16 protein-coding genes and 2 pseudogenes are annotated in these 14,328 nt (G+C 71.6%); 8 read left to right on the forward strand and 10 right to left on the reverse strand.

The features are described from left to right. Positions 1 to 78: 78 nt before the first annotated feature. Positions 79 to 189: pseudogene (locus ACWCPF_RS16070) on the forward strand (IS5/IS1182 family transposase); the annotation flags it as partial. A 15-nt stretch (positions 190 to 204) separates the two neighbouring features. On the opposite strand, the gene ACWCPF_RS16075 reads toward ACWCPF_RS16070, so the two are convergent. Next, positions 205 to 762, reverse strand: a complete 558-nt coding sequence (locus ACWCPF_RS16075; protein ID WP_451045633.1) for a hypothetical protein — start codon at positions 760 to 762, stop codon at positions 205 to 207. A gap of 78 nt (positions 763 to 840) precedes the next feature. On the opposite strand from ACWCPF_RS16075, the gene ACWCPF_RS16080 reads away from it, so the two are divergent. Further along, a complete protein-coding gene (locus ACWCPF_RS16080) occupies positions 841 to 1,185 on the forward strand; it encodes a hypothetical protein (RefSeq protein WP_451045634.1) in 345 nt (114 codons plus the stop codon). A gap of 23 nt (positions 1,186 to 1,208) precedes the next feature. Here ACWCPF_RS16080 and ACWCPF_RS16085 read toward each other — a convergent pair whose 3' ends face one another. From ACWCPF_RS16085 to ACWCPF_RS16095, 3 genes are all read right to left on the reverse strand, one after another. Further along, complete coding sequence (locus ACWCPF_RS16085) at positions 1,209 to 1,397, reverse strand: DUF397 domain-containing protein (RefSeq protein WP_451045635.1); 189 nt, start codon at positions 1,395 to 1,397, stop codon at positions 1,209 to 1,211. Between the two features lie 63 nt (positions 1,398 to 1,460). Next, positions 1,461 to 1,667: a DUF397 domain-containing protein gene (locus ACWCPF_RS16090; protein WP_451045636.1), complete on the reverse strand. Its 207-nt coding sequence runs from the start codon at positions 1,665 to 1,667 to the stop codon at positions 1,461 to 1,463. Then, positions 1,667 to 2,518, reverse strand: a complete 852-nt coding sequence (locus ACWCPF_RS16095; protein ID WP_451045637.1) for a helix-turn-helix domain-containing protein — start codon at positions 2,516 to 2,518, stop codon at positions 1,667 to 1,669. Before ACWCPF_RS16095 ends, ACWCPF_RS16090 begins: the two co-directional genes overlap by 1 nt. A gap of 200 nt (positions 2,519 to 2,718) precedes the next feature. On the opposite strand from ACWCPF_RS16095, the gene ACWCPF_RS16100 reads away from it, so the two are divergent. From ACWCPF_RS16100 to ACWCPF_RS16115, 4 genes and pseudogenes are all read left to right on the forward strand, one after another. After that, positions 2,719 to 3,138, forward strand: coding sequence for an ATP-binding protein (locus ACWCPF_RS16100; protein WP_451045638.1), 420 nt, complete (start codon positions 2,719 to 2,721; stop codon positions 3,136 to 3,138). Positions 3,139 to 3,141: 3 nt separating this feature from the next. Then, positions 3,142 to 3,396: pseudogene (locus ACWCPF_RS16105) on the forward strand (hypothetical protein); the annotation flags it as partial. A 223-nt stretch (positions 3,397 to 3,619) separates the two neighbouring features. Beyond that, positions 3,620 to 4,513: a glycosyltransferase family 2 protein gene (locus ACWCPF_RS16110; protein WP_451045639.1), complete on the forward strand. Its 894-nt coding sequence runs from the start codon at positions 3,620 to 3,622 to the stop codon at positions 4,511 to 4,513. Between the two features lie 436 nt (positions 4,514 to 4,949). After that, positions 4,950 to 8,294 carry a BTAD domain-containing putative transcriptional regulator gene (locus ACWCPF_RS16115; protein WP_451045640.1) on the forward strand — a complete coding sequence of 1,115 codons (3,345 nt, stop codon included), beginning with the start codon at positions 4,950 to 4,952 and terminating at the stop codon, positions 8,292 to 8,294. On the opposite strand, the gene ACWCPF_RS16120 is transcribed toward ACWCPF_RS16115, so the two are convergent. Both ACWCPF_RS16120 and ACWCPF_RS16125 read right to left on the reverse strand, forming a co-directional pair. Continuing rightward, a complete protein-coding gene (locus ACWCPF_RS16120; protein WP_451045641.1) occupies positions 8,295 to 9,998 on the reverse strand; it encodes a bifunctional 3'-5' exonuclease/DNA polymerase in 1,704 nt (567 codons plus the stop codon). 80 nt (positions 9,999 to 10,078) lie between these two features. Next, positions 10,079 to 10,837 (reverse strand): Clp protease N-terminal domain-containing protein, encoded by a 759-nt coding sequence (locus tag ACWCPF_RS16125; protein ID WP_451045642.1) that lies wholly within the window; start codon positions 10,835 to 10,837, stop codon positions 10,079 to 10,081. 79 nt (positions 10,838 to 10,916) lie between these two features. Between ACWCPF_RS16125 and ACWCPF_RS16130 the strand changes: the two genes are divergently transcribed. Next, positions 10,917 to 12,053 (forward strand): DUF2786 domain-containing protein, encoded by a 1,137-nt coding sequence (locus tag ACWCPF_RS16130; RefSeq protein ID WP_451045643.1) that lies wholly within the window; start codon positions 10,917 to 10,919, stop codon positions 12,051 to 12,053. Positions 12,054 to 12,087: 34 nt separating this feature from the next. Here the strand turns inward: ACWCPF_RS16130 and ACWCPF_RS16135 are convergent, their stop codons facing one another. The 4 genes from ACWCPF_RS16135 to rpmB all read right to left on the reverse strand — a co-directional run bounded on the left by ACWCPF_RS16135 (position 12,088) and on the right by rpmB (position 14,082). Beyond that, a complete protein-coding gene (locus tag ACWCPF_RS16135; RefSeq protein WP_451045644.1) occupies positions 12,088 to 12,651 on the reverse strand; it encodes a DUF4232 domain-containing protein in 564 nt (187 codons plus the stop codon). Between the two features lie 161 nt (positions 12,652 to 12,812). Then, the gene (locus ACWCPF_RS16140) at positions 12,813 to 13,358 is read right to left on the reverse strand and encodes a hypothetical protein (protein ID WP_451045645.1); all 546 of its coding nucleotides are present in this window, start codon (positions 13,356 to 13,358) and stop codon (positions 12,813 to 12,815) included. 182 nt (positions 13,359 to 13,540) lie between these two features. Continuing rightward, positions 13,541 to 13,846: a 30S ribosomal protein S14 gene (gene rpsN / locus ACWCPF_RS16145; protein WP_451045646.1), complete on the reverse strand. Its 306-nt coding sequence runs from the start codon at positions 13,844 to 13,846 to the stop codon at positions 13,541 to 13,543. After that, the gene (rpmB, locus tag ACWCPF_RS16150) at positions 13,846 to 14,082 is read right to left on the reverse strand and encodes a 50S ribosomal protein L28 (protein WP_451045647.1); all 237 of its coding nucleotides are present in this window, start codon (positions 14,080 to 14,082) and stop codon (positions 13,846 to 13,848) included. The genes rpsN and rpmB overlap by 1 nt, the downstream gene beginning before the upstream one ends. Before the next feature lie 74 nt (positions 14,083 to 14,156). Here rpmB and rpmG point away from each other — a divergent pair, with 74 nt between their 5' ends. Next, positions 14,157 to 14,321: a 50S ribosomal protein L33 gene (rpmG, locus tag ACWCPF_RS16155; RefSeq protein WP_351915463.1), complete on the forward strand. Its 165-nt coding sequence runs from the start codon at positions 14,157 to 14,159 to the stop codon at positions 14,319 to 14,321. The last annotated feature ends 7 nt before the right edge of the window (positions 14,322 to 14,328 follow it).

Raw genomic sequence — 14,328 nt, forward strand, 5'->3', positions numbered from 1 at the left:
CGGGCCCCTGCCGTGCGGGCCGTCCCTAGTGGCGTCGCAGCCGCCGTAGAGCAGGGGGAAGGTGGCGCAGGATGATGAATCAGCTGCCTTGAGCAGTGGCGCGGCCTGGCTATGGGAGCGGGTCAGATTGCCATCGCCTACCAGTCGGTGCGACACCTGGCCGCGATCCTCATCTGGACCCGACGCTGACCGAGGAGCCAGCGACTATGTCAGCGGCTGACCGCCGAGGCCCGTCCTGCTGACACCCCGAGGCGAGAACGTCATGGGCCCTATCCAGCCCGTACGGATGAGAGCGATCTGGGAAGGCAGCGGTGACACGGGGTCGACTGCCCTCCCTCGGGACCAGTTCTTCAACAGTCCCTCCGTCGTTTCGACGGCAGATACCACCATGGTTACTTTCAGTTCCCCGTCGCTCCAGGTGTTCCACAGTGCCCAGCCCTCGGGCTTCGGCTCCACACCGATCCGAGAGCACACCTCCTCGTACCCTTCCTCCACCCCGGCAGGCGTGGCCCCGGGTTTCAGCACTGAGGCTCCGACGAGTCGGACCAGAGGCCGGTGCTCCTCCGTGCAGCCATCGCCCACAAAGTGGTACCTGCGCAAAGTCCGCGCAAGGGCGTTCACGCTGCGCTGGAGCGGTGTCGACTCTTCCGGGTCTGCCTGGAACGAGAGCCATCCTTCGTTGGATGCCGCCACGTTGACGCGGTTGGCGAGGCGCTCAATCTCCCTGAGATAGTCCAGTTCACTGAGCTCGGGTGAGGTCATGGCCGGAAGCTTCGCACGGGGTCAGTCGGCGCCGACACGGATTATCGATCCAGCAGGGGCCGGGGCACAGAGCACCTCGTGAACAGATCCGGTATACGGCACCCCGGGGCCCTGGCGGCCTCCGCCCTCATATCTCTGGCCGTCCTCACCACGGAGGAGGCGGCCCTCGCCCTCAACACCGGCGTGATCACCCTCGCCTCCTACGCGAGCGCGGATGCCGCCCCCGCAGCCGGTGAGGAAGCGGTCGCGTTCACCGCTGTCGCTCCGCTCGTCGGCGTCGACACCCGGTGGAAGGCCGTCGTCTTCCGCTCAGGCGCCACTCTCGCCCACTTCACGTTCGCCAACGCGGGCTCGATGGTCTCCGGTGGGGACTTCGCTTTCCCGGCCGAACTGGTCACCGCCCAGGCGAAGAAGCTGGCCTGACGCGCGGACGACCCCCGGCCCCTTCAGACCGAGCCGGCGCGTATGCCTGCGAGGAGGCCCGAGAAGGGGCTGGCAGTACTGGTGAGGACGGTGGTCGGATCTTCGGATTCGCGGATGTGGAGGGTGGTGGGGGTGGAGGCGAGTTCGAGGCAGTCGTTGCCTTCGCCGCCGCCGGAGAAGGACGATTTTTGCCAGTTGCCGGGAGCGGTCACAGCGCGCGCCTCACAGTCATCGAGGCCTTCGGGAGCTCGGTTGATGGCTCTTGAGCTCCCGTCTCACTTCGGGGCGGCGATGGCGTCGGTGCGTATGCCGACCAGGAGGTGGGCGAGCGGGGCCCGGGTGGTCGCGAGGACGGCGGTGGGGGTGTCGCTTTCGCGGAGGTGGAGGGCGGTGGGGGAGGAGGCGAGTTCGAGGCAGTTGTTGCCGTCGCCGAAGCCTGAGAAGGACGACTTCTGCCAGTTGTCGGGGGTCGCAGCGTGCATCACAGTTCCTTCGCCAGTCTGTGGATGAAGTCACGCGAACGTTTCGGGTTCAGTGACGCTGCTTCCACCTTACGGAAAAGCGTTCGAAGTGCACCGAGTTGAGCCTCCGAGTCCATGTAGGCCGTCCCGTGCGGCGTGTCACGCAACGCGGTATCCAGCTTGGGCACAATCCCTCCCGCGTACACCATCGCGCTTGCGGCACCGGCGAACCTGTCCAGGTCGAAGGGGATGACGCGTACGGTGACTTGGTCTGCTTCGGAGAGTTCGAGGAGCTGAGTGAGCTGTACGCGGGAAGCGGCCCGGTCGCTGACTCGGATGCGCAGCGCCGACTCGTGGATCACCGCTTGATAGGGGATCGGGTCAGCGCCCTCGATGGCGACCTTCCGGTCCATCCGGTGGCGCACGCGCAACTCAAGGTCACCGTAGGGCAGTTCCGGAACCCTGTAGGAGAAGATGGCGCGGGCGTAGTCCTCCGTCTGAAGCAGTCCAGGGATGTATAGGAACTCCACGTCGTATCGGTGAACGGCGTGATGCTCCAGCTCGGCCAGGTCCAGGAACGCCGAGGGCAGTCGGCCTCGGTACTCCTCCCACCAGCCGCGTGTTCGATCGGTCGCCATCACCACCAGGGCGTCGATGAACGCCTCGTCCATGCACGCGTAATGCGCGGCCAGGCTCCGCAACCGTTTCTCGCTCACGCCTGATTGGCCGTACTCGATCTGGTTGATCTGGGTTGAGCTCACCCCGAGCAGGGCCGCTGCCTCCCGCGCTTTGAGGCCGGCCGCTTCGCGAAGCCTGCGCAGCTCGACCGCCAAGCGCACCTGACGTGCTGTCGGTTCGCGCCTCAAGCCCATCGGTCACTCCTCCCAACGCGCCCACGAGCGCGACTCGTTCGAGGTCAGATTACGCGACCGGCTTGCCGAACCTGGAAATCCAGGTCTACCGTCGGTGACGCAACGCATACGCTGCGGAAGCGCACCGTTCCGTCCTGCCATGACGGCTGCGGCACTGCCACCGCGCGCCCAACCACCCCCCACCCGCTTGGAGCTGACCCATGCCCGAAACCAGCCCCGCCCCCGACTCCTGGGAGTACTCCCTCTACATCCCCACCGACCCCCGCGCCGTCACCGTCTGCCGTCGCACCCTGCGCCTGATCCTCACGCTCCACGGCCTCGCCCACCTCGTCGACACCGCGGAGCTGCTCGCCTCCGAGCTGATGTCCAACGCCGTCCTGCACACCAAGGGCCCCGCCTGTCTGCGCATCCGCCTGCGGGACGGCGTCCTGCAGATCGGCGCGTGGGACGCGGACCCCGAGCCGCCCGACCCGCCGCGCAGGCTGGAGGGGCTCGGGGATGCCGAGAGCGGCCGGGGCATGGCGCTGGTGCGGGCCTGCTCGGACCTCTGGCACTGGCAGCCGCTGTCCCGCATGGGACACCGCGGCAAACTGGTGTGGTGCGAACTCAACGCGGCGTAGCGGAGGGAACTCATGACCGCGATGCAGTACTTCTGGCGTCACCCCCTCGCCGAGGAGGTACGTGAGCAAGGCCGTGAGGAAGGCCGTGAGGAAGGCCGAGTCGCGGACCGGGTCGAAATGACCCTTCGGATCCTCGAATGGCGTGACATCCCCGTGCCGGACGCCGTCCGTGAGCGCGTCGAATCCTGCACCGACCTCGATCAGCTCGCCATCTGGTCGCAGCGCGCGGTCCGTGCCGCCGTCGCCGACGATCTCTTCACCGCGACCGAGCAGTCGGCAGGCTATGGGACACCACATGTCGGCGATGTCACAGAGAACGCGCTGCGCGACCATTTCCTCTGCTCGGGAGAAGGAGAACCCCGACAAAAGCGAAGCAAAATACGGGGATGACGGAGCAACGTCCGCACCTGAGGCAACATCTAGGTGAACGACGAAGCCGCAGGGACGCGGTCGCCGTCGAGAGCCGGACGAAGTGAGGGACGTGGTGGAGCCGAGGATCGCCGTTGCCGTGGTGACCATGGGCAACCGGCCTGCAGAGGTCGACGCGCTGTTGGAGTCCGTGGCCAAGCAGGACCTGGCCGCTTCGCGCGTCGTGATCGTGGGCAATGGCTGTCGCCTCCCCGACTTCGCCGAGCGCCTTGCGATGCCCGGCGAGGTCACCACGATCGACGTCGACGAGAACCTCGGCTGCCCCGGCGGCCGCAACGTCGCCCTCGCCCGCCTGCGCGAGTTCGGAGACGTGGACGTCGTCGTCGAACTGGACGACGACGGGCTCCTCGTCGACGCCGACGTCCTGCGCCGCGTCCGGGACCACTACGCCGCCGACCCCCGCCTCGGCATCGTCGGCTTCCGCATCGCCGACGAGCACGGCGAGACCCAGCGCCGGCACGTGCCACGCGTCGGCGCCGCCGACCCGATGCAGGGCGGGTACGTCACCGGCTTCCTCGGCGGCGGGCACGCCCTGAGCATGGCCATGCTCGCCGAGACCGGCGACTGGCCCGCCGAGTTCTTCTTCGCGCACGAGGAGACCGACCTCGCCTGGCGCGCCACCGACGCGGGCTGGAAGATCCTCTACGCGCCCGAGCTGCTGCTCCAGCACCCCAAGACCTCGCCCGCCCGGCACGCCATATACCACCGCGTCACGGCCCGGAACCGGGTCTGGCTGGTCCGGCGCAACCTTCCGCTGCTCCTCATTCCGGTCCATCTGGGCGTCTGGATCGCCGTCACTCTCCTGCGCACGCGCTCGCTCGGCGGCCTCAAGGCCTGGTTCGGCGGGTTCGCGGAGGGCGTGCGGAAACCGGCGGGCCCCCGCCGTCCCATGAAATGGCGGACGGTGTGGCAGCTGACCCGGCTGGGCAGGCCCCCGATCATCTGATCCGCCCTCAGTGCATCCGGGGGCGCGGGGAGAACGGGGCGCGGGGCCCCGGGTCGGTCACCTCCGCCGACCTGAGACCCCGCCCGCCCCGGAGCCGACCGTGGCGGCGACACTCCCCCGAGTTGCGCGTCGACACGCGCGCGCCGTCGGGCCGGTTCCGATGATGTGATCACATCAGATCGCGCCAACGAATCGCTAACATATCGCCAACGGTTCTCTGCGTCGTCCCTGGTCACTGGGGTTCACTTGGCCTGAAGTCGTCGGACGGACACGGGTGTCGGCCAGACCGACGGCCGATTCGGGCGGGAACCGCCGGGTAGCAGGATGGCGGAATATCGCCATGCCGTCCGGGCAGAATTCCGTCCGGACGGTATGGCGACCGGGCGACCGGGTGGCCGGGCGGTCGGGTGGATGCGGAAGGGCGAGGGGCGGCGTGATGCGGCGGCGGCACGGGCTGCGGTTCGGACTGCTGGGCCCACCGGTCTTGTACACGCCGGACGACGTACCGGACGACGTACCGGTCGACGTACCGGTCGACACCACGGTCGACATCTCGGCCGACATCTCGGCCGACGGTGACCTCCCCTACGACACCGTCCGCAGCCCCAAAGTGCGGGTCCTGCTCGCCGCCCTGCTTCTCGACGCGGGCCGGATCGTCCCCGTCGAGTCGCTCAAGGAGGCGCTGTGGGGCGGCGCGCCGCCGGCGTCCGCGCAGGCCTCGCTGCACAACCATGTGACCAGGCTGCGCCGACTGCTCGACGACCCGGACCGGCTGCGGGCGGTGCCGCCCGGCTACCAGCTCAGGGTCGAACAGGGTGAGCTCGACGTCCACGTGTTCGAGGATCACGTCGCCGCGGCGCGCGGCGCGCATGCCGCCCGGAACTGGGAACGGGTCCTGCGCGAGTGCGCGGCGGCGCTCGCGCTCTGGCGAGGCGCCCCGCTCAGCGGCCTCCCGGCCGACCTGGGCGGATACGCCTTCGTACGCCGCCTGCGGGAGGCCCGGCTGCTGCTGTTGGAGTGGCGCTACGACGCCGAACTCGCCCTCGGCGGACTGGATGGCCCCGACATTCTTGGCGGACGCGGCGGCCCCGGCGGGCTCAGCGCACGCGACGGCCTCGACGGAACGCGGTTCGCCCGCATCGTTCCGGAATTGATCGCCCTGGCCGCCGAGTATCCGCTGCGCGAGGCGTACCAGCGTCAGCTGATGCTCGCCCTGCACCGCACGGGCCGTCAGGCCGAGGCCCTCGCCGTCCATCGCGACCTGCGCGCCCGTCTCGTCGAGGAACTCGGCATCGAACCGGGCCCGGCCGTACGCGAGGCCCACGTGGAAGTGCTCGGCTCGACGGCGACCGACGCTCTCCAGCCCCAGGGTCGGCCCTCACCTCCGCCCCCGTCTCCCATGCCCGCCCCGGGTCCGGCGTCCGACCCCTCCTCCCGGCACACCCACCACCCGGCCCAGCTCCCCGCACAACTCCCGCCCCCACCAGCCCACTTCACCGGTCGCGGCGAAACCCTGCACCACCTGCTCCACACCCTCACCGCCGACCGGTCCAACCCATCCAACCCGTCCAACCCATCCAACCCGGCCAACCCGGCCAACCGCTCCAACCCACCTACCGCCCCCACAGGCCTCCCTGAAGGCAACTGCCCCGTCGTCGTGCTCAGCGGCATGGCCGGCGTAGGCAAAAGCGCGCTCGCCCTGCACGTCGCGCACGCTCTGAAGGAACGTTTCTTCGATGGTCAGCTCTACCTCCACCTGCACGGCGCCACCCCCGGCATGACCCCCCTCACCGCAGGCCAGGCGCTCGTCGCCCTGCTCCGTGACCTCGGTGTCGAACCCCGGAACATCCCCGAACACCCGGACGCCGCAGCCGCGTTGCTGCGCACCCTGCTCGCCCCGACCCGGACCCTCCTCATGCTGGACGACGTCGCCACCGCCGCCCAGGTCCGCCCGCTGCTGCCGGCCGGCCCCGGCTGCGCGGTGATCGTCACCAGCCGCTCGTCCCTGACCGTCCTCGACGGAGCCCACCGCTTCCCGCTCGCTCCCTTGTCCGGCGAGGACAGCGCGGCCCTGCTGCGCGCGGCCTCCGGTCCCGGCGCGGGGCGCGCCGACCTGGACGCGGCCCACCCCCTCGTCGACCTCACCGGACGTCTGCCGCTCGCGCTGCGCGTCGTCGCCGCCCGCCTCGCCGCACGCAGCGCCCTCACCCCGGATGCGCTGGCGGGCCAACTCGCCGCGACGACAAGCAGGTTGTGGCATCTGGAGTACGACGACCTCAGCGTCCGCCGTTCCCTCGCCGTCGCCCACGACGCGCTCGCCGCCTCCGGACGCCAGGCCGACCGGGACGCCGCCCTCGTCCTCCGCCGCATCGGCGCGCTCGACCTCCCCGCCTACGGAGCCGCCCTGCTCGCCGGGCTCACCGGCACCGACGAACCCCGCGCCGAGGCCGCCCTGAACCGTCTCGTCGACGTCGCCCTCCTGGAGGAGCGGGCCTACGGCCGCTACACCCCCCACGACCTGGTCCGGGACTTCGCCCGTGAACTCGCGGAACTCCCCGAACTCCCCGAGTCGGACGGCATCGCCGACCCCCTGCCCACCGCACTCCACCGCGCACTCCACCACTACGCCGCCGTAGCCGAACGCGCCCTCACCGCCATCCTCGGAGCGGGCCCCGACGAGGACGACCGACGCCGTCCGACGGCCGCCCAGCCACCCGCCCACGCGGCACACGTCACGGACGTACCCCCTTTCGCCGGCCCCGAAGAAGCCTTCGCCTGGGGCGACACGGAACTGGAGAACATCGTCGCGCTGGTGGAGAGCAGCACCACAAGCCATGAGGACGGGGACGGGGACATGACTGCGGCCGTGGCCGCCATCCTCTCCACCCTCCTCCGCCTCCTCTTCCCCTACCTCCAGCGCAGAGGCCGCGTCGCCGAGATGGAGGTGCTCGGGCGGACCGCGCTGCGGGCGGCGCGTCGGCTCGGGGACGAGGCGGCCGAGGCATACGCGCTCGGCGATGTCGCCGGCCTGCACTTCCTGACCGGCCGCCAGCAGGACGCCCTCGCCCTCAACGACCGGGCCCTCGCCATCTGGCGGCGGCTCGACCGGCTCTCCTGGATCCGTCGCTGCCTCAACAACCGGGGGCTGCTGCTGGAAGGCCTCGGCCGGTACGAGGAGTCCTGCGCGGCGCTGCGCCAGAGCCTGCAGTACTCGCGGCAGTTGGCGGACCGGCACGGCGAGGCCGTCACCCACAGCCATCTCGGCAACCTGTACGAGCACATCGATCCGCGGGCCGCCATCGAGCAGCACCGCCGCTCGCTCGCCATCGGGGACGAGATCGGCGCCGTCATCGTGCAGCACTCCGCGCACTGCAACATCGGCTACGCCCATCTCGCCCTCGGTGAACCGGCCGCCGCGCTCCCGCACTTCGAGGAGAGCCTGCGCATCCCCGCCGGCCACGGCGACTGGCACGGCGAGTCCCAGTCCCGGCTCGGTCTCGTCCGCGCCCTGCGCGCGCTGGGCCCGGACGGCACCGCCCGCGCGCTGCGGGAGTGCGCCGAACTCCTGCGCCGCGCCGACGCCCGCGCCGACCGCTACACCGGCGGTCTGGCCCGGCACCAGCACGGTCTGCTGCTGCGGGAGCAGGGGGAGTGGGAGCACGCGCGCGAGGAGTGGCGGGCGGCCCTCGACGCGCTGGACGGGACGGACGAGAAGGCCGTCGTCCGGGAGCTCAGGGAGCTGATCGGCGGGCCGGGCAGCGGATTGGGCGGATCGGACTGATCACTTCGCGTCGGCATAGCACTCCACCACGGCCGTAGTGAACGGAAACCGCACCGGCGTATCCCCGAACGTCAGGCGTCCGGCCAGGTCGGAGGCCTCCCGGATCGCGGCGACGACCGTCTCGGCCTCCTCCTGCGGGCAGTGCACGATCACTTCGTCGTGCTGGAAGAAGACCAGTTCGGCCGCCATCCCCGCACAGGTCTGCCGCAGCGCGGCGAGCAGCAGCAGCGTCCAGTCGGCGGCGCTGCCCTGGACGACGAAGTTGCGGGCGAAGCGGCCACGCGCGCGTGCGTTGGTCGACGCGTACCCCGGCACCCATTCCTGGCCCGTAGGCGGTGCGCCGTCCTCCTCCGGGGTGATCGGGATGCCGGCCTCCTCCGTTGCCTCGCCGCCCGCTCCCGCCGCCGGCGGGCAGGTCCGCCCCAGCCAGGTCCGTACGAGCCGGCCCTCCTCGCCGGCCTTGGCCGCGTCGTCGACGTACGCCACCGCGCGCGGGAAGCGGCGGCGCAGCGCGGCGAGGTTCTTCAGGCCGTCCCCGGAGGTCTGGCCGTAGACCGCGCCCAGGACGGCGAGCTTGGCCTGGTCCCGGTCGCCGGAGAAGGCGCGGTCGGAGACGGACTGGTAGAGGTCGGTCTCCCGGCCCGCCACCTCCATCAGCCCGGGGTCGCGGGAGATCGCGGCCAGCACGCGCGGCTCCATCTGGTCGGCGTCCGCGACGACGAGCCGCCAGCCGGGGTCGGCGACCACGGCCCGCCGGATGATCTTCGGGATCTGCAGGGCGCCCCCGCCGTTGGTCACCCAGCGCCCGGTGACCGTGCCGTGCGCGAGGAACTCCGGCCGGAACCGCCCGTCCCGCACCCAGTCCTGGAGCCAGGACCAGCCATGGGCCACCCAGATGCGATACAGCTTCTTGTACTCGATCAGGGGCTTCACGGCCGGGTGGTCGAGGCTCTCGATCTCCCAGCGCCGGGTCGACTTGATCCGGATGCCCGCCTGCCCGAAGGCCTTGACGACATCGGCGGGCAGGTCGGGGCGGACCCGGCGCCCGAACGCGGCGGACACCTCGTCGGCCAGCTCGGCCAGCCGCCGGGGCTCGCCGCCGCCCGCGTACCGCTCGCCGAGCAGGTCGTGCAGGACCGCGCGGTGCACTTCCGCGCTCCAGGGCAGCCCGGCCCGGTTCATCTCGGCGGCCACCAGCATCCCCGCCGACTCCGCTGCCGTCAGCAGCCGCATCCGCGCGGGGTGTTCGGCCCGCTCCTGCCGCCGCTGCTGCTCGGCGTAGACGGCGAGGAGGTCGTCCAGCGGCAGCCGCACGGCGGTGTCCTGCGCCTCGAACAGCGAGGACTGCGCGCCGGGCGCGGCGGCGCGCAGCGGCGGATCCGGCGGTACGGGGCCGCCGCGCAGCCGGGCCAGCGCGGCGGCCGCCGAACGGGGCTCGCCGGAGCGCCCCTCGTGGCCCAGGAGGAGGGTCTCGGCGTCCTCGACGTCGTAGCACCGCTCGACTCGCACCCCCGTGGCGAGCAGACGCGGATACACCTCGGCCGTGGAACGCCAGACCCAGCGGGTGACGTCGGGCCGCTCGCGCACGGCCCGCGTCAGGTCCGCCTCCCGCAGCACCGGGCCGGCGGGCAGCCCTGCCGGACCGAGGGGGGCGAGTTCCACGCCACCGTCCTCGGCCGGAGCGAGTGCCCACCGGTCGGCCATGCTGCGAGTGTCGCAGGGGGGTCTGACAACGGCCCCGAACGAACCCGCCAGGAACGGACCGGACGCCCGACGCCCGTGGCTCAGGAACCCTCCTGCGTCTCCTCCGCACGCGCCCGCACCAGCTCCGCCAGTGCCTTCGCCACGTACCTCTCGGTCTCCGACTTGTCGACGCCGAGGCCGCTGAGCACGCCCTCGCCGTTCTCGTGCTCCAGCAGGGCCAGCAGGACATGCTCGGTGCCGACGTAGTTGTGGCCGAGGCGGAGCGCCTCGCGGAAGGTGAGTTCCAGGGCCTTCTTGGCGTCCGGGCCGAAGGGGATCAGCTCCGGCGCCTCCCCGGCGCTCGGCGGCAGCGCGGCGGTCGCGGCCTCGTTGAGCGCCTCCAGGGAGACGCCCTGCTCGACGATCGCCTTCGCCGCGAGGCCCTCCGGCTCGGCGAGCAGGCCGAGGACGAGGTGCGCGGGCACGATCTCGACGTTCCCGGCCGCCTTGGAGGCGCTGTGGGCGGCCATCACCGCGCTCCGCGCGCGCGGGGTGTACCGGGAGAAGCCCTGACTGGGGTCGAGGTCGGCCGACTCCTTGGGCACGAACCGCTTCTGAGCGGCCTGCCGGGTGACGCCCATGCTCCGGCCGATGTCGGTCCAGGACGCGCCGGAGCGGCGGGCCTGGTCGACGAAGTGACCGATGAGGTGGTCCGCGACGTCGCCGAGGTGGTCGGCGGCGATGACGGCGTCCTGGAGCTGGTCGAGCGGCTCGTTGTGGACCTTCTTGATGGCGTCGATGAGGTCGTCGAGGCGGATGGAGGTACCAGGGCCGGACGTGCCGGGTCGTGGAGTCGTCATATGTCAACCCTAGGTTGACAGTAGAAGGGTGTCAACCCAAGGTTGTCACTCGTGCACGCGCGCATGGCACGATCGACCCGTGAGCAGCACAGTCGAACGAGCCTTCCAGGCCGCCCTCTACGAAACCGCCGACGCGGCCCTCGACACCGGTGCGTCGGTCCTCGCCGCCGACCCCGCGGCGGACGCCGAGCTCGCCCGCCGGGGCGCGGAGTTCGTGGCGGCACTCTGGCGGCGCGGCTGGCAGCCCGCGGACGTGGCGCGGATCGTCCGGCGCGACCTGGACGTCGTCCACGCGCGCGTGCTCGCGTCGCTGATCCAGGCGCAGTCGGCCGACGACCGTCCGCGCGGCCCCCGCTGGTCCGCGCAGCTCGAAGAGCTCGACGAACTCGCCGCGGCGCCCTTGCCCCGCGCCGACCGCTTCTCGCACGCCACCACCGTCCTGGAGCTGTACCGCCTGCTGCTGCGGCTGCCCACCCTCGAACCGCTGCAGGAGCGCGGGCCGAGTCTCCGGTCGGACCTCCGGTCGGGCCGCCCGTCGGACTCCCGCATGCTCACCCGCATCCGCGCGCTGCTCGCCAAGGCCGAGGCGACCGGGTTCCCCCAGGAGGCGGAGGCCCTCACGGCGAAGGCGCAGGAGCTGATGGCCCGGCACAGCGTCGACGAGGCGCTGCTCGACGCCCAGGCCCCGGACCCGGATGCGCCCGGCGCCTGCCGGATCGGCGTCGAGCCGCCGTACGAGCAGGCGAAGGCGGTGCTGCTGGACGCGGTCGCCGACGCCAACCACTGCCGGGCGGTGTGGAACGAACCCTTCGCCTTCTCCACGGTCGTCGGCTTCGAGGCCGACCTGGCGGCGGTGGAGCTGCTCTACACCTCGCTGCTGGTGCAGGCGCAGTCCGCGATGGCGAAGGCGGAGGCGGCCCAGCGGGCCGGCGGCCGCCGACGGACCAAGTCCTTCCGGCAGTCCTTCCTCGCCGCCTACGCCCACCGCATCGGCGCCCGGCTCGGCGAGATCGCGGCCGCCGCCGGGACCCAGGTGACCGACGACCTGCTGCCGGTGCTCGCCTCACGTGAGGTCGCGGTCACCGCGGCCATGGACCGGATGTTCCCGGAGACGGTCTCCACCCGCCTGCGCGGCGTCACCGACGAGGCGGGCTGGACCGAGGGCGCCGAAGCGGCGGACCGGGCCAGGATGCACTCCCGGCCCCGGCTGCCGTGACGCCCTGACCGTAGGTCGGCGATCTGACGGCAGGTCAGTCGCCGGCCTGCTGGAAGGCGCTGACGGTCGCGTCCGCCACGCCCGCGCTCTTCAGGGCGACCTCGCCGTACGACCACGCGAAGCTCTGGGTGGCCGAGGCGTTCGGCACCCCGTACTGCACCGTCTTGACGGCGAGGCTGTCGTCGCCGCCGTCCTCGCCGCGCACGTAGGTGATCGTGAAGGTCGCGGTGCCCTGCGCCGCGAGGGTCAGCGCCTGGCCCTCGGCGGCCGCGTCGATCGCCACGGTCGCGGAGCTGTCGCCGGCCTGGAGCTCGACCTTGGGGAAGCCCTCCAGGATGCACTCCTCGCCCTTGTTGGTGAGCGTGACGGTGACGTTGCCGCTGTCTCCGGCGGCCGGCGCGGCGTTGACCGGGCCGACCTCCTGGCCGAGGTCGCCGGCGGCGCAGGTGGTGCCGTTGGGGCCCGCGGTCTTGGAAGCGGCCGCGGTTTCGGCGGACTTGCTCTCGTCGCCGCCGGAGTCGCTGTCGTCCCCGCCGCCGCAGGCGGTGAGGAGCAGGGCCGCGGCGAGGGCGGCGACGGAGAGGGGAAGGGCGCGCATGAGTGATCCCTAGGGTTTCGTGACGGTGCTCAAAGGATCATCACGCACGCGTGCGGCGAATTCTCGCGCGCCCCCGCCCTCGTGACCGCTTCGCTACCCGAGGCCGGGCGTCGACCGGGAGCCCGTCGTCACCCTGGGCCGGGTGCCACGGGAGCCCGTCGTCACCCGAGGCCGGGCGTCGGGAGTCCGGACGGCCACTGTCCGCCCTCCGCCTTGGTGAAGGTCTCCTTGCCGACCGCGCCGGTCCAGGTGACCGCGAGGGACTTCGCGTCGACGGAGTCGACCATGCCGGTCTTCCGTTCGCCGTCCGTCCCGGCGGTGCACTTGAGGTGGATCATCTGCATGCCCGCCTCCTTGCCGGCGGCCCCGCTGCACACGGTCCCGCCGGTCACGAAGAGCGCGGCCTGCTTGCCGGTGACGATCAGGGCGACGGCCTTGCCGTCCGTCGTGGCCAGCCAGCTGCCCTCCAGCTCGGGGGAGGCGGTGACGGACGAGGACTCCGTCGCGCCGCTCGTCGCCCCGGCGCCCGCGGTCGACGTCGACGTGGCCGTGGACGCCGTCGTGGGCGTGGCCGACGAGCCGTCGCCAGACCCCCCGTCGTCGCTGCACGCGGTCAGCACGAGCATGCCCGCCAGCGCGGCGGCGGCCACGGCCGCGGCCCGCACCGGCCGACGGGACATGCCTCGCGAGAAGATCGCCGAAGTCACTGCAAGCTCCCAAGCTGTAGCCGGCCGGCTCGGTCGACGGGAGGAGCCCGGTCGACCGGGAAGGACCGCAGCAAGCTACCAGCAAGCCTCAGCAGAACCCTGGGGACAGCCTGTGATCTTCAGGCACTTGGGCACCTGGGAACTTGGGCACCCGGGGACTACGGGACCAAGGGACCAGGGGACTACCAGGACGACTTTCGGACGCCGGGCAGGTACCCCGCGTGCGCCTGCTTCCGCAGACCCACCCGGGAGAGCCCGAAGGTGCGGAAGTACCCGCGCGGGCGGCCGTCCACCTGGTCCCGGTTGCGGACGCGCGTCGCGCTCGCGTCGCGCGGCTGTGCGCGCAACTCCCGCTGCGCCGCCTCCCGCTCGGCCTGCGTCGACGACGGCCGCCGGACGATCTCCTTCAGTTCGGCCCGCCGCGCCGCGTACCGCGCGACGACCTCCTGCCGCCTGTCGTTCTTCGCGATCTTGCTCTTCTTCGCCATCAGATCCGCACCCCCCGCGCGCGGATGCGCGCCACGGCCGCCTCGACGCCGATCACGTCGACGGTCTTGATCCCCTTCGTGCTCAGCCGCAGCCGTACCTGGCGGCCCTCGCTCGCCAGCCAGTACCGCTTGCTCTGGACGTTCGGGTCGAAGCGGCGTGAAGTGCGCCGGTGGGAGTGGGAGATGCGGTTGCCGAAGCCCGGCTGGGCGCCGGTCAGCATGCAGTGCGCGGACACGGGTGACGTACCTCTCCTCGGTCGATGCCAGGATCGATAGTGCTAATGGAATTCATTTTCAGTAAGATAGCAGCATGGCACGCAACGAACTCCGCCCGGTCATCAAGCTCCGGTCCACGGTGGGCACGGGCTTCACCTATGTGACCCGCAAGAACCGCCGCAACGACCCGGACCGCCTGACTCTGCGCAAGTACGACCCCGTCGTCGGCCGGCACGTCGACTTCCGAGAGGAGCGCTGAACCACCG

It is taken from the genome of Streptomyces sp. NPDC001858 (genome assembly GCF_053594615.1).

Bases quoted from the DNA above. Each gene is read 5' to 3' on its own strand.
- ACWCPF_RS16075 (WP_451045633.1), bottom strand. From the start codon at position 762: ATGACCTCACCCGAGCTCAGTGAACTGGACTATCTCAGGGAGATTGAG.
- ACWCPF_RS16090 (WP_451045636.1), bottom strand. From the start codon at position 1,667: ATGCACGCTGCGACCCCCGACAACTGGCAGAAGTCGTCCTTCTCAGGC.
- ACWCPF_RS16095 (WP_451045637.1), bottom strand. From the start codon at position 2,518: ATGGGCTTGAGGCGCGAACCGACAGCACGTCAGGTGCGCTTGGCGGTC.
- ACWCPF_RS16100 (WP_451045638.1), top strand. From the start codon at position 2,719: ATGCCCGAAACCAGCCCCGCCCCCGACTCCTGGGAGTACTCCCTCTAC.
- ACWCPF_RS16115 (WP_451045640.1), top strand. From the start codon at position 4,950: ATGCGGCGGCGGCACGGGCTGCGGTTCGGACTGCTGGGCCCACCGGTC.
- ACWCPF_RS16120 (WP_451045641.1), bottom strand. From the start codon at position 9,998: ATGGCCGACCGGTGGGCACTCGCTCCGGCCGAGGACGGTGGCGTGGAA.
- ACWCPF_RS16125 (WP_451045642.1), bottom strand. From the start codon at position 10,837: ATGACGACTCCACGACCCGGCACGTCCGGCCCTGGTACCTCCATCCGC.
- ACWCPF_RS16135 (WP_451045644.1), bottom strand. From the start codon at position 12,651: ATGCGCGCCCTTCCCCTCTCCGTCGCCGCCCTCGCCGCGGCCCTGCTC.
- rpsN (WP_451045646.1), bottom strand. From the start codon at position 13,846: ATGGCGAAGAAGAGCAAGATCGCGAAGAACGACAGGCGGCAGGAGGTC.
- rpmG (WP_351915463.1), top strand. From the start codon at position 14,157: ATGGCACGCAACGAACTCCGCCCGGTCATCAAGCTCCGGTCCACGGTG.